Source organism: Neobacillus muris, assembly GCF_943193175.1.
Classification (GTDB): domain Bacteria; phylum Bacillota; class Bacilli; order Bacillales; family Cytobacillaceae; genus Neobacillus; species Neobacillus muris.
The window spans coordinates 261,347-275,095 of sequence record NZ_CALPDF010000001.1 but is presented as its reverse complement, the minus strand read 5'-3'; the positions used below and the strand labels follow the sequence as shown (position 1 = coordinate 275,095).

Below are 13,749 nucleotides of genomic sequence, written 5' to 3'. Positions count from 1 at the left end.
GTGCCTCTTTCATTGTTAAGGTAACCTATTCTGCTTTCTCTAAACGTACTTTTTGCCATTTTACATTTTTATGGCTGTAATTCCTGCCATTTTCTGTTGGCAAAGCGAAAAAGAAGGATCAATAGAACAGCAGTGAATGGATAGGTGGGAATGGAGTAGTAAAGTTTCCAGCCGTTATAGGTAAGGAAATGATTTTTTACACAAACCCATTCGAAAAACACCGCAAATCCTGTCCAAAACAGAATGTACCAAGCCGTTTTTTTTTATCCAGTTTCCCTTTGTCATAGCCGTACAGAAAGAGCAGGGAAGCACATGGGTACATAAATAGATGGAACAGTACCGCAGACATTTCAAAGGTGGGATTATCGCCAAAATAATAAAGGTGAAAGGGGGAAACAGACAGAAAGTAATCCACCGATGACACATATACAGAGTTAAATACCCAGATAAGAATAACAATTACGGGTGGAAAGTACTTCTTGATAAGTAAAAACAAAGCGAACATGATAGCTGAAGAAAAAATAGAAAACCAATCATTCCAATCAAAGCTGACATTCATTAATAGAACCTCCTTTCCCCGCGATAAAGTTTCAACCGAAAGAATTTCATAATTGCCATTAATCCTGTCAATGCGGTCGACCAAAAAAGAAACGACCACCAAATCTGCCACTGGACATGACTAAAAATCCCCACATAATCCGCCAACCATTCCAATCCTGTTAACAAGAAAACCGAAAAAATGAATAAGAAAAATTTTATCAAGCTAGATGATATAATAAGAAAAACGTGAAGATAGGTCACCATTAAGACAGGATACAGGATGCTCCGGTTCAGATAGCCGGCAAATTCATAGCTTTGCCTATCAGGTATTATGATGGTTTTAAAATTTAACAGGCATAAAGCAGAAAAATTTTGCAAGAAATAAGAAGCTAACATCCAATATACAGCAATTTCCAGAATATGCAGCCGCTTTTTTATCTTCGTAAAGAGGAATAAGGCAGTTCCATTTAAAATGACATAGAAAAATAAAATCATTCCAGTAAGCTCCTTCAGAATGACCTGACCATGGGACCATGGGGACGGTTCTTGTGGAAAAAATTCTGCTGAACCTTGCCCAACAGCATTTCAGGTATGTATTAGATATTATCACCAATCAGCCCCAAATTACTCATGACACCAGAGAATCTGAGAACCGCCATTTTTATTCATGGAATCAAAGGAATTCCTCGAAATATGTAGAAAACAATAAAAAAGATATTCATATTAAAGGGGATGCGCTTGGGGATCAATATGATCTAGTCAACGATTTTGTCATCGAAAAATTGACGGAACAAACGGAATATTGGTACCAGTATTTTGATGGCAAGTCCGTGTATATTGGTTCACGAGGAAATAAAGACTTTTATAGAACCATTAGCGGATTAGAAAGTGTGCATGTGAAACTGCCTTGGCCGCGGATTTTCGAGGCCGAGCTTGAACCTCATTTAATAGTGGAGTGACCAGAGGGACGGATCTTGCGGTGTAAACCAGCAAGATCCGTCCTTTTGAAACTCCAGCTAAGATAGAAACTTACGTAAATAGAATTCAAATAAGATGTCAATGAGAGCGACGATGGTGGATCTGGCGGTTAAGTCATAGCCTGCATAGGTGACCCGTGTGACGTCTGCACTTATGCTTTTTTGGACAAGCTTGGACAACGTGCTGTCATTTCCATTGGTGATCGCCAGCGTGTAGATATTTTTAAAACGCAATTTCTCAGCTGCCTTGACAACGGTACCTGTCTCTCCGCTGGATGAAATAAAGACAACCACGTCGCCTCTTTCCACCATATTGGGCAGCAGATCAATAATGTGGGACTCATAAACATATGAGGTGGATTTATTCACCTGCATGAGCAATTTGCTAAAATATTCCCCCATCATCTTGGATAGACCTACCGCTACAATAAACACCCGTTTCGATTGCATCAGCTGTTCGCTGATATCCTCCAAATCTTTTGTCTGCAATAAAGACAGCGCTTTATCCAAACTGCTTTGATAGCGGTCCACGATTCCTTCACGATCTTGATGGGGTCCAGAATCCGTTTCCAATTCTTTTAAAATATATTTAAATTCACTAAAGCCCTCTAAGCCCAGCTTTTGGCACATCCGAATGATCGTCGTCGTACTCACATTGTTCAATTCCGCCATAGCCGTTAAGGATAGAGTTTTAGCCGTTTTCAGATTTTCTTCTGCATAATAAAGAACATATCTTTCTGAATAAGTTAAGTCGTTAATATAGGAGGAAAAACGTTCTACAATTTTCCCCAAGGGTCATTCCTCCCTCTAGTAGCGTTTCATTAATTATAGCATAGCTGGAGGATGTGCCATGAAAGGAAGCGAAACGATTTCATTTCGAATGTACAAAAGTACATTTTTAGTATAATCGGAGGGTATCAGTTTGTGTTAAAACTTAACTGTAAGGGATTTCAGTAAACATTTTCATAGATAAAAAGAGGGTGAACATCAGTGGAGCTTAAACGCATGACTTCCAAAGAATTAATTCTTTTTCGAGAAAGTCTTCCCACAAAAGAAAGTGTGATAGAGGAACTGGCAGAACGTCTCTATCAAAATGGCAACATCAGTTCTAAAAAGAATTTTTTAGATTCTGTGTTTGAAAGAGAAAAGGTCTCTCCTACCGGTTTAGAAAATGGCTTTGCGATTCCGCATGGAAAATCGAGTGCCGTCAAAAAGGCAGCCTTTGCTGTTGCCCGACTGCAGCAGCCGGTTGAAAAATGGGAAAGTATCGATCCCAACAACAAGGTCCAATTGGTCTTCCTGTTAGCCATTCCAAAAGCGGAAGAAGGGTCGGTCCATCTGCAATTGCTTTCTGAATTAAGCATGAGACTGATGGATGGTGAATTTGTATCCGGCTTAATGGAAGCAAAATCACCTGAGCAATTGCTGAAGGCACTTGATCAAGGCGTTCGAAAAGAGGATGAGGCAGCTGCTTATGACAAAACCGTTTTAGCCATTACAGCATGTGCGACGGGTATTGCACACACCTATATGGCAGCGGAGGCGTTAGAAAAAGCCGGCCGGGAGCTGGGCGTACGAGTTATTACCGAAAAGCAGGGAGCAAACGGCATCGAAAACCAGCATGACGCTGAGGTGATTCGTCAGGCAGATGCGGTCATTTTTGCAACCGATATTATCGCAAAAGGAAAAGAGCGGTTCAACGGAAAACCATTTGTCCAAACCCGTGTCGCGGATCCATTGAAAAATGCCAAAGAAATTATTCAAAAGGCGCTGCAATCTCCGGATGGCATTGTTTCTGAGGATCAAGCGGCAGCGGCCCAGAGCGGTAGTAAAAAACAGGGGCGGCTAGCGGAAATGGGACAGGCTGTCATGACGGGTATTTCCTATATGATTCCAGTACTTGTGGCAGCCGGCATCATGATGGGAATCGCCAAAATCGGGGCCATGCCGTTTGATCTTGTCAAAGTGATTTCCGATCCAAAATACGCGGAATCTGCGAACGAACTCATTGTCATTCTTCATTATTTAGATGCATTTGGCGGATTAATCATGAAATTCATGTACCCAGTCTTTGCGGCCTTCGTGGCCTATGCCTTGGCAGATCGGGTCGGACTTGTTTCTGGTTTAATCGGCGGTGTCTTTGCCGGAGGACTGCATTTTGTCTTCTGGGGCAACCCAGATGGGATTCCATCAGGATTTTTAGGGGCTTTGGTTTTAGGCTTGGCAGCGGGTTATATTTCGAAATTCTTAAATAACAAAATTCATTTGAGCAAAAATTTTGCCGCCATGAAGCCGATGCTGCTCATTCCTGCTATCAGTGTCCTGTGTATTTTCCTATTAAACTTTTACATTGTCGATCCCGTGTTTGGCGGACTGAATACATGGCTTCGGGAATGGATCGAGTCGTTAAAGGAATCAGGGGATGTCTTGCTGGCCTCGATTATTGCCGCTGCAACCGCCTTTGACCTGGGCGGGCCGATTAATAAGGCGGCAGGGGCCATTGCCATTGGTTTGGCTGCTGACCAAGTATACCCGCTTACAGCAAGGGTTCTGGCGATTGTGATTCCGCCAATCGGATTAGGACTGGCAACCATCATTGATAAATATGTCGTGGGCAAGCGAGTATTTGATGCAAACCTTCGCGTAGCGGGAAATACTTCGTTAATACTTGGTTTCTTGGCGATTAGTGAAGGAGCGATTCCATTTATGCTCAGGAACCCGCTGATTGTCATTCCGATTAACCTGATTGGTGCGATGCTGGGTTCTTCCTTAGCGGTTGTTTTAGGGGCAGTTCAATGGTATCCGCTGCCTGCTGTTTGGGGCTGGCCGCTGGTAGAAAACCTATGGGCCTATTTAATCGGCTTGGCTGCAGGTGTCTTGTTTATCGCCTTTGCCAATATCTTTATCCGTTTTTCGTTGATGAAGCGAAAAGGCAAACTCTAAAATTTTTTCAATAAATTGGGTCAGAGTTGAAAATGATTCTTTCATTCTGTCCCTTTTTACATTATGACTTCTGGGAGTGTATCACGATGGGAGAAAAGCAAGTGTTCGTAGTTCCGCATTCTCATTGGGACCGCGAGTGGTATTTTACAATCGAGGACTCCAATATTTTATTGGCGGAGAATCTCGACTGTTTGCTGGACGTATTAGAAAATGATCCGGATTTTTCGGGTTATGTGTTTGATGCGCAAGCATCGTTAATCGAGGAATATCTCAAAATCTGCCCGGAGAATAAAGAAAGGCTGGCGTCGCTCATTCGGGAAAAGCGGATCTTCTTTGGGCCTTGGTATACCCAAGCGGATACGTTATTGGTCAATAAAGAGTCGATTATCCGAAACCTGTTATACGGAACTAAGATTTCGAAGCAAATGGGCCATAGCATGAAGGTGGGCTATTTGCCCGATATTTTTGGGCAAAATGCCTATCTTCCTTCGATTTTCCAAGGATTTGATATCGAATATAGCATTCTTCAGCGCGGGATCTATACGGACCAATTGCAGGGCGATCTGAACTTTATTTGGAAATCGCCGGACGGCAAAACTGTCAAGGCCAATAACCTTTATTTGGGCTATGGCCCGGGGAAGTTTTTGCTGGCAGACGACGACTATCTAGCAGACCGGCTGGTGCCGATGCTCGCGAAATTAGCCGAATTGAACCAAAGCACAGATCGGCTATTGCTGCCTGCTGGCGGGGATCAGGTCCTCGTCCGGAAACACTTCCCTGATACGATTGAAAAATTAAATGCCATGGATCCGCAGCATCATTATGTATTGTCCGACTATGAAACCTTCATGGAAGAAGTGTGGAACAAGGATGGGGCAGCCTTTACCAACGTATTGGAGGGAGAGCTGCTCGGGCCGCAGAAATCCCGGATCCACAATACCATCGGCTCGCAGCGCTATGATATCAAGCAGTTCAATACTGCGGTTGAAAATAAATTGCTGTATCAGCTGGAACCGCTGGCCGTGATCGCCCGCACACTTGGTTTCAAGTATCCAAAACAATGGCTGGACCAAATGTGGAAGCTGCTGTTTGACGTTCATGCCCATGACAGTATCGGCGGCTGCAACTCGGATGATACCAATCGCGAAATTCTGCATCGTCTCGGAAAAATTGACCGGATGGCCGATGGGTTGTTGAATCTGTTGAAAAAACAAATGACGCAGGCAGTCAGTAATCACTTGAACAACGAATCGATTTTACTGGTGTTTAATACTCTTCCTCAAAATGACAGCGGGTATATGGAAACCGTTGTGTTTTCCAAGGAGAAGGATTTTAGCATTCAAACCTTGCAGGACGAAGCGGTGCCTTTCCAAATCGTTGAGCAGCAAACCTTAAGCGGAGGCAAGAAAATTGTCGTGACTGCGGACGGGGAAATGGAAGAGGAGGTTCCCGGCTACTATCGGTCCGTGATTGGGCTGGATGTACATAATGTTCCGGCAATGGGCTATGCTGCCTATCAGCTGATCGAGGGGGGGCAAGAAGCGAAGCGTGTTCATCCATCCGATTCGGTGGCGATTGGGAATGAATTCTTGGAAATTTTCTATCAGGATCACCGGCTAACATTGAAGCATTTCGCTTCCGAAACGATGCTGAACGAGTTCTTGCGCTTTGAAGAGGAAGGAGATGCCGGAGATTCCTACGATTTTTCTCCACTTGAAACTGGCGGGGTCATCACCTTCACCCATGCAGAACTCATTCGTGTAGAAAAAGGGGAGCTTTCCGAATCAATGGAGGTAAAGCATCGGGAAGAAGTCCCGGTTAATCTGGCAGCACGTGAGCTGGGAGAGTCATTTGGTGAGCTGGAAATTATCACAACGTTAAAGATTTATAAAGGCGAACAGCTGGTTCGTGTCCATCATGAAATCGATAATCAGGTGAACGATCATCGGGTGCGGGCAGTTTTGAAAACACCAGTCGGCAGCCCGGATACTTCGTTTGCCGATCAAGGCTTTAGCCTATTAACTAGAAAGACCCGAAATCCTTATCTGAGAAACTGGCGGGAAAAAGGGTTTGCCGAAGCACCGGTTCCAATTTACCCGTTGGAAAATTTCGCTGGTGTAACCGGTGAGAACGGAACACTTGCCGTGCTGACCAAAGGGCTTAAAGAGTACGAGGTGCTGCCGGAAACGGGAGAATTCGCCTTAACCCTATATCGTTCCGTCGGGCTGCTTGGACGTGATGATTTAGCCTGGAGGCCGGGACGCGCCTCCGGTATCAATAATAAGGTGGTCTATACGCCGGATGCCCAGCTGGAAGGAAACTGGACGTTTGATTATGCGATTTATTTTTCAAATGAATCCTTGAAGGCGGAAAAGTTATTTGCTTGGACGGATCAATTCATTGGACATCGTATGGCATACCAGAAACAGAGCTTGAATACATTCGAAGAGCGTTTGGAGCGGTTTGAAATTCCTTATCCGGCAGAGGAACTGCCTGAGGCGTTCTCCTTATTCCAGCTGACGAATCCCCGCGTGTTCATGAGCGTATGCAAACAGGCCTTTGAGGATGACAGCCTGATTGTCCGCCTGTTTAATCCCGGCGAGATGAAAGAACAGACGGAACTGTTTTCTGATCACATCGATCAAATGATCCAAACCAATTTGGCGGAGCAGCCGATGAAAGCGGCTGGTTCCACTTTATGCGTACCGGCAAAGGGCTATCTGACATTAAAACTGATACTTAAGGATGAAGCAAATGGATAAGCAAACATTTTTACAAGCTGCGGAAGGAAAACTTCAGGAAATTTACGGGGCTGCCGTTCAGGATCAATACTTTGAGGAGTTTCGGTCCCTGGTTAATCGCTGGGAAGGAAAAGAGTGGAATAAAAATACGGCCCTGTCGGAGGAAAATATTTATCTGATTACGTACGGGGATAGTATTTATCAGCAGGGAAGGCCGACACTTGAGACCCTTCATACGTTTTTGAAGGAACATGCAGGGAAATCGATTACTGATGTCCATTTATTGCCGATGTTCCCTTATACATCGGACGATGGTTTTTCCGTGACCGATTACCGGACGATTCATCCAGATCTGGGGGAATGGGGCCAGATCCAGCAATTGGCCGCAGATTACCGGCTGATGTTTGATTTCGTGGCAAATCATTGCTCGAAATCGAGTGAATGGTTTCAGGAGTATGTAAACGGAAATTCGAAATACGAGGAATATTTTATCCCGAAAGACCCAGCTTTTGATGCTTCTATTGTCGTTCGTCCGCGAACCTCCCCCTTGTTCCATGAATACAGCGGGGAGAATGGGGTGAAGACGGCTTGGACAACGTTCAGCGAGGATCAAGTTGACTTGAATTTTAAACATTTCCCTGTCCTGCTTGAGATGACCGATATCCTGCTCGAATATGCCTATCACGGTGGGACGAGCATCCGGCTGGACGCGATTGGGTTCATATGGAAGGAATCCGGAACGACTTGTATGCATTTGCCGCAGGCCCATGCAATTATCCAATTGTGGCATTTGGTTCTGGATTATTCTAAGCCGAATACGCAAATGATCACGGAAACCAATGTTCCTCATCAGGAGAATATTTCTTATTTCGGGGATGGTACGAATGAAGCGCATATGGTTTATCAATTTTCCCTGCCGCCGCTTGTTTTGCATACCTTTACCACCCATGATGCCAGCACGCTGACCGCTTGGGCCAAAACAATTGAAAAAGTGTCCGGCGAGGCCACTTATTTTAACTTTTTATCCAGCCATGACGGAATCGGGATGCGTCCGACGGAAGGGCTGTTAACAGAAGCTGAGAAGCAGAGGCTAGTGGAGAAGGTCCTTGAGAATGGCGGCAAGGTTTCTTATAAGAATAATCCCGACGGAACGCAGTCCGTTTATGAATTAAATATTAATTATTCGGATGCCCTGCTGAATAAGGAAGAGGATTTGACGGAGGAACTGCAGGTACAGAAAATTCTTGCTGCCCATTCGATTCTCTTGTCTGTCATAGGGGTGCCGGCGATTTATTATCATTCGTTACTCGGCTCGCGCAATGATGAAAAAGGCTATTTGGAATCAGGCATCAACCGCCGGATTAATCGGGAAAAGCTGGAGTATAACCGGATCGTCACGGAACTTGAGCAGGACTCAAGGCGGAAGCAAATTTTTGAAGGCATGAAAAAGCTGATGGCTATCCGGCAGCAGCACGGAGCGTTTTCACCGTATGCGCCGCAGGAGGTATTGGATTTAGGAGAGCAAGTCTTCGCCCTCAAACGAACGAACCAAGATACTGGAGAGGACCTCTATTTTATTGTCAACGTTAGCAGTGAACCGGTCACCGTTGACTTGGATAGAAACGTAACAGACCTTATCAGCGGAGAGAAGGTAAATGGAAAGCTGGTATTAGGTTCGTACCAATTCATTTGGGGAAAATGAAGCTTGAGAAAAAGGACATGAATCATTTACTAAGAGACCGGCTTGCCCACTAAGCCGGTCTCTCCACGTATGCCGCCCCGGGCCAGACCTTCTACATTCTCATTTCTGTATCAACATCAAAGAAATGCCCTTTATTCATATCAAAAGCAAGCTCGAGCGTTTGGCCTGGTGTGATGTCCGCTCTCGCCTTCACGCGGGCAATCAGCTCCTGCCCTTCGATACTGGCATAAAGAATCGACTCCGCTCCCGTCAGCTCGGAAACATCTATTGTGGCATGTATTTTGGATTCGGAGAATTCATCTTGAGGATTCAGCTCATCGTGAATATCCTCAGGACGGATCCCAAAGATAATGTCCTTTCCGATATAGTTCTGTTCCTCGAACGACTTCCATTTCTCCTCCGGCAGCGTAAAAGTGGTGCTTCCTACAACGAACTTCCTATCCTCCAGTCTTCCTCTTAAAAAATTCATTGCTGGTGATCCAATAAATCCACCGACAAAGACATTCATAGGGTTTTCATACACTTCCTTCGGTGTGCCAATCTGCTGAATGACGCCATCTTTCATGATGACAATCCTAGTTGCCATTGTCATGGCTTCTGTCTGGTCATGGGTGACATAGATCGTCGTGGTCTGCAGCCGTTGATGGAGCTTGGAAATCTCAGCACGCATCTGCATCCTGAGCTTGGCATCAAGATTGGATAAAGGCTCGTCCATTAAGAACACCTTCGCATCCCGGACGATAGCCCGGCCCAAAGCAACACGCTGCCGTTGTCCGCCTGATAATGCCTTTGGCTTGCGGTTAAGATAGGGTTCAAGTCCAAGGATCTTGGCAGCCTCCGTCACACGCTTGGCGATTTCTGCCTTCGGAATTTTACGCAGTTTAAGGCCAAACGCCATATTTTCAAAGACAGACATGTGGGGGTATAAGGCATAGTTTTGAAACACCATGGCAATATCCCGGTCCTTCGGGGCCACATCGTTGACTCTTTTTTCATCGATATAAAAATCCCCGCTTGATATTTCCTCCAGTCCGGCAATCATCCTTAGCGTCGTCGATTTGCCGCAGCCTGAAGGGCCGACAAAAACAATGAATTCATGGTTTTGGACATGAAGGTTAAAATCGTTAACCGCTGTTACTTTACCATCGTAAACTTTAAAAATCTTTTCTAGTCTTAATTCCGCCATGTGGAACCTCCTTGGAGTATGCTTATTTATCGCTTTGCTGGCAAAATTTAGCAGCCATGGATTTGCCTGCATCATAAGCTCTTAAATATGCCTCCCATTATAGCAAGTTAAAAAACTAGAATCTTCTATATTGTAAGAAAGTTTGACATACTTTAAAGGAGCAGCCAGGAGAACCGTCCCTGCGGCATCTGCGGCATCCAGCGGCATCGCATAACAAATGTTCATGAGAGGTGTAACTTCTTTTAAAATTGAACGTTTTGATTGATATAGACGTCTAGTAAAAAAAGGAGCCTAAAAGTGGATTGGGAGAAAATATGGATCGACCATTGGAAAGAGATTTATATATATGTTTTTTTACGAGTCCGCCATCAGCAGGAAGCGGAGGATCTTACGCAAGAAACGTTTATCAGGGCCATCCGGACAGAGGAACGATATACGGAAGAGAGTGTCAATATCTCAGCACTTTTAAAAATGATCGCCAGAAATCTGATCATTGACAAATGGAGGAAAAAGCAAAGAATGGAGGACCCATTAGAACTAGAGCCTGATCAGCTGCTGGAAGATCAGGGAAAAGATTTAGGCAAACTGCTCGAGCAAAAGGAACAAGTAGACTATGCACTCTCCTTATTGAAGGAAGAACAGAGGATCATCATCGTGCTCCGTCTCTTGCAGGGACATTCGATTAAAGAAACGGCAGCAGTGCTTGGAAAGTCAGAAAACTATGTGAAGGTGACCCAATTTCGAGCAATTCAAAGGATTAAGGACCTGATGAAAAAACAATTTTTGGAGGAGGCTTCACAATGAATTTTTCAAAAGAAGAGAGACTCTCCCAATACATTGATCGGTTAAATCAGCAAATCCACGAGGCTGATGGGCCAGCTGATCAAGATTGGATGGATCTGATGGATACCGTTCATTTGATTAAACTTTCAAATGCCATCGATATGCCGGCTCCGGATTTTCAGGATAAAGGGAGGCAGCGAATTAAACAGGAGTTAGCCGAAAGACAGCCAAAGGCCGCCCCAGTAAAACCACCCAAAAAACGCACTTGGAAAAAGTATTATATGCCGTTAGCAGCAGCTTGTCTGGTCGGTTTATCCATTACTTTGCCGTCATTTTTTCCAGAGCAAAAAGCAGAGGCAGAGCAGATTCGTGCGGTAAAGGAGGAACAGTTGGTTTCGTTGGGCATGGAAAAGGCAAATAATCCCATGCCGCTGTCTGACGGGGAAAGCATTGGATTTGAGAAGGATGAAAAAATCGTTAGCTGGAACCAAGTCAATCAGGTCATCAAAGAATTCCCGAACGATTCCTTTCAATATATGAGAAGTCCTGCATGGTCCCCGGATGAGAAGAGAATTGCCTTCTCTGGTTATCAAACCAAGAATGCAGGTATATGGTTAATGGACCAGAATGGGTCAAATGTCCGCCAGCTGGCAGCGCCGGAATCTCCTGATGAATTTTATGACCACCCAACATGGTCGCCGGATGGCAGGAAAATTGCTTTTGCCAAACAACGATATGCCATGAATGATTCACATGGCCACACCCAAACAGGTGAGGAAATATGGATGCTGGAGATTGAGACTGGGAAGTTAACAAAGATTACAGACGGCTCTGAACCGAGCTGGTCGCCGGATGGAAAAATGATCACCTACACAAAAACTCAAAAAAGTGGGGGAAAAGAAGTGTGGGTAATCCACTTGGATGGTTCTGATCCGCTAAAATTAACGGAGGGAATGGAGCCTGATTGGTCCCCGGACGGCCAATTCATCACGTTTGCCAGAAATAGCAGCACACGTCAAAAAGCGGAAGGAATAAGGGCGGAGATAGTTTCATCTTTCCGGGAGATATGGGCGATTCATGTGGACAGCAAAAAGGAATCACGGTTAACCGAGTCCAAAATAGATGAACAAGAGCTAGATAGCCTGAAGTCTTCATCCCAATCGGAAACAAGCGATGTGCCGCAAGAGTTTGTGTTGAACGGTCAATATAGCGACTGGCAGCCGCATTGGTCAAAGGATGGGAAAGCGATCGTGTTTGTTCGGGATGCCAATGAAGAAAGCGGCAATCACTTTAGCCTAATGAAAATTATTTTAAAATATGAATAATCACAGAAAGAGATGGAATACACAGATGAAGTCAGGAATCATTATTTGTTCGGTTTTATTGGCCATGACTGTCTTGGCCGGCTGCGCTTCGATATCCTCGAAAAAGTTGGAACCGAGTCGACAAGGAGAAACCAATGTCAAAGAAACGAAATTGACTCAGGAAAATCCCGCAGTCAAAACGGATGCAAGTGTTCAAGAGGTCCAGTTAGACCACTTGAAACTAAACGTAAACAGCCAATGGACGGTTCAAAAAGGACTGGATTCTGCTGCCTTTTCGATTCAGGGGAAATCATTAGGAGTCATTGAGGGGATGGCCTATGCTGATACAGTAGAGGCCATATTGCCCAATCAATCGATCGCAATGGAGAAACAAAAGCTTGAGCAGCTGCCGTTTGATGCCTATATGGTCTCAACAACCAGTGATGCCATCCAGTCAACCTCCCATCAGGAAACCCATATCTTCATTTTTGTAGAGCCAAAAAAGGAAGTTTATGATTTGCATGTTGACGCCGAAGCAGTCGATCAAGCAGCCATCATGCAAATCATCCAATCAGTCTCTATCCAGTAGAAACCTTTCCTATGCACATGGAACATCTTGGCACAAAGGGAAACATTCTTTATGATAGAACTATCACATGTTTGGAGGATGTTGCCATGTTTGGTGCGATTGAGGCGGGAGGAACAAAGTTTGTTTGTGCAGCCGGGGATGAAGACGGGAGAGTAGTGGAGCGGATCCAGATTCCCACCACTGTCCCTGAGGAAACCATGCCGCAAGTAATTGATTTTTTAAAAAAATATCCGGTAAAGGCGATCGGTATCGGTTCATTTGGGCCCATCGATGTGAACAAGAATAGCCGCAACTACGGGTATATCACTTCAACGCCAAAAACAGCATGGAGAGATTTTCCCTTTGTTCAGACCATGGAGAAGGCTCTTCAGGTTCCAATCGGTTTCACAACCGACGTCAATGCGGCCGCACTCGGTGAGGTGACTCATGGGGCCGCAAAAGGATTGGATAGCTGCCTATATATGACGGTTGGGACCGGCATCGGGGCAGGTGCAATTGTTCATGGAAGCCTCCTGCAAGGTTTATCCCATCCAGAAATGGGCCATATTCTCGTCCGGCGCCACCCGGAGGATGCTTATCAGGGAAACTGTCCGTACCATTCTGATTGTTTGGAAGGCCTTGCCGCTGGTCCAGCGATAGAGGAGCGGTGGGGGGCTAAAGCAAGTGAACTGGCTGGAAAGAAGGAGGTTTGGGAACTGGAAGGGTATTATCTTGCCCAAGCTCTCATGCAGTATAGTTTCATCCTCTCTCCAAAGAAAATCATTCTTGGCGGAGGCGTCATGCACCAGGAACAAGTATTGCCATCTATCTATCAAAACTTGAAAGAGTTGATCCATGATTATGTGAGTTTGCCTGAGTTGGACAGCTATATAGCTCGTCCCGGGTTAGGCGATGATGCGGGGATTATTGGGGCGTTAATCCTTGCCCAGCAGGCATGGCGGCAAAAGTAAGTGACCTGGAAAAAAGGACACGATTTAAGAGAAT

General features: G+C 45.0%; 12 protein-coding genes. 8 read left to right on the top strand and 4 right to left on the bottom strand.

Going from position 1 to position 13,749, the window contains the following annotated elements; all coding sequences use genetic code 11:
* Positions 1-196: 196 nt before the first annotated feature.
* On the bottom strand, positions 197-670 hold the full coding sequence (locus tag NFS43_RS01235; RefSeq protein WP_251548940.1) for a hypothetical protein: 474 nt from the start codon (positions 668-670) through the stop codon (positions 197-199).
* Positions 671-1,088: 418 nt separating this feature from the next.
* Between NFS43_RS01235 and NFS43_RS01230 the strand changes: the two genes are divergently transcribed.
* On the top strand, positions 1,089-1,499 hold the full coding sequence (locus NFS43_RS01230; RefSeq protein ID WP_251548939.1) for a hypothetical protein: 411 nt from the start codon (positions 1,089-1,091) through the stop codon (positions 1,497-1,499).
* 57 nt (positions 1,500-1,556) lie between these two features.
* Here the strand turns inward: NFS43_RS01230 and NFS43_RS01225 are convergent, their stop codons facing one another.
* Complete coding sequence (locus NFS43_RS01225) at positions 1,557-2,309, bottom strand: MurR/RpiR family transcriptional regulator (RefSeq protein ID WP_251548938.1); 753 nt, start codon at positions 2,307-2,309, stop codon at positions 1,557-1,559.
* 198 nt (positions 2,310-2,507) lie between these two features.
* On the opposite strand from NFS43_RS01225, the gene NFS43_RS01220 reads away from it, so the two are divergent.
* From NFS43_RS01220 to NFS43_RS01210, 3 genes are all read left to right on the top strand, one after another.
* Complete coding sequence (locus NFS43_RS01220; protein ID WP_251548937.1) at positions 2,508-4,460, top strand: fructose-specific PTS transporter subunit EIIC; 1,953 nt, start codon at positions 2,508-2,510, stop codon at positions 4,458-4,460.
* A gap of 86 nt (positions 4,461-4,546) precedes the next feature.
* Positions 4,547-7,222 carry a glycoside hydrolase family 38 N-terminal domain-containing protein gene (locus NFS43_RS01215; RefSeq protein WP_251548936.1) on the top strand — a complete coding sequence of 892 codons (2,676 nt, stop codon included), beginning with the start codon at positions 4,547-4,549 and terminating at the stop codon, positions 7,220-7,222.
* Entirely contained in the window at positions 7,215-8,903 is a 1,689-nt protein-coding gene (locus NFS43_RS01210; protein WP_251548935.1) for an alpha-amylase family glycosyl hydrolase, read from the top strand. The genes NFS43_RS01215 and NFS43_RS01210 overlap by 8 nt, the downstream gene beginning before the upstream one ends.
* Before the next feature lie 91 nt (positions 8,904-8,994).
* Here NFS43_RS01210 and NFS43_RS01205 read toward each other — a convergent pair whose 3' ends face one another.
* Complete coding sequence (locus NFS43_RS01205; RefSeq protein ID WP_251548934.1) at positions 8,995-10,089, bottom strand: ABC transporter ATP-binding protein; 1,095 nt, start codon at positions 10,087-10,089, stop codon at positions 8,995-8,997.
* Positions 10,090-10,170: 81 nt separating this feature from the next.
* The gene (locus NFS43_RS01200; protein ID WP_251548933.1) at positions 10,171-10,314 is read right to left on the bottom strand and encodes a hypothetical protein; all 144 of its coding nucleotides are present in this window, start codon (positions 10,312-10,314) and stop codon (positions 10,171-10,173) included.
* A gap of 72 nt (positions 10,315-10,386) precedes the next feature.
* On the opposite strand from NFS43_RS01200, the gene NFS43_RS01195 reads away from it, so the two are divergent.
* From NFS43_RS01195 to NFS43_RS01180, 4 genes are all read left to right on the top strand, one after another.
* Complete coding sequence (locus NFS43_RS01195) at positions 10,387-10,893, top strand: RNA polymerase sigma factor (protein ID WP_251548932.1); 507 nt, start codon at positions 10,387-10,389, stop codon at positions 10,891-10,893.
* Complete coding sequence (locus NFS43_RS01190) at positions 10,890-12,197, top strand: hypothetical protein (protein ID WP_251548931.1); 1,308 nt, start codon at positions 10,890-10,892, stop codon at positions 12,195-12,197. Before NFS43_RS01195 ends, NFS43_RS01190 begins: the two co-directional genes overlap by 4 nt.
* Positions 12,190-12,765: a hypothetical protein gene (locus tag NFS43_RS01185; protein ID WP_251548930.1), complete on the top strand. Its 576-nt coding sequence runs from the start codon at positions 12,190-12,192 to the stop codon at positions 12,763-12,765. The genes NFS43_RS01190 and NFS43_RS01185 overlap by 8 nt, the downstream gene beginning before the upstream one ends.
* Before the next feature lie 86 nt (positions 12,766-12,851).
* Positions 12,852-13,715 carry an ROK family protein gene (locus tag NFS43_RS01180; RefSeq protein ID WP_251548929.1) on the top strand — a complete coding sequence of 288 codons (864 nt, stop codon included), beginning with the start codon at positions 12,852-12,854 and terminating at the stop codon, positions 13,713-13,715.
* The last annotated feature ends 34 nt before the right edge of the window (positions 13,716-13,749 follow it).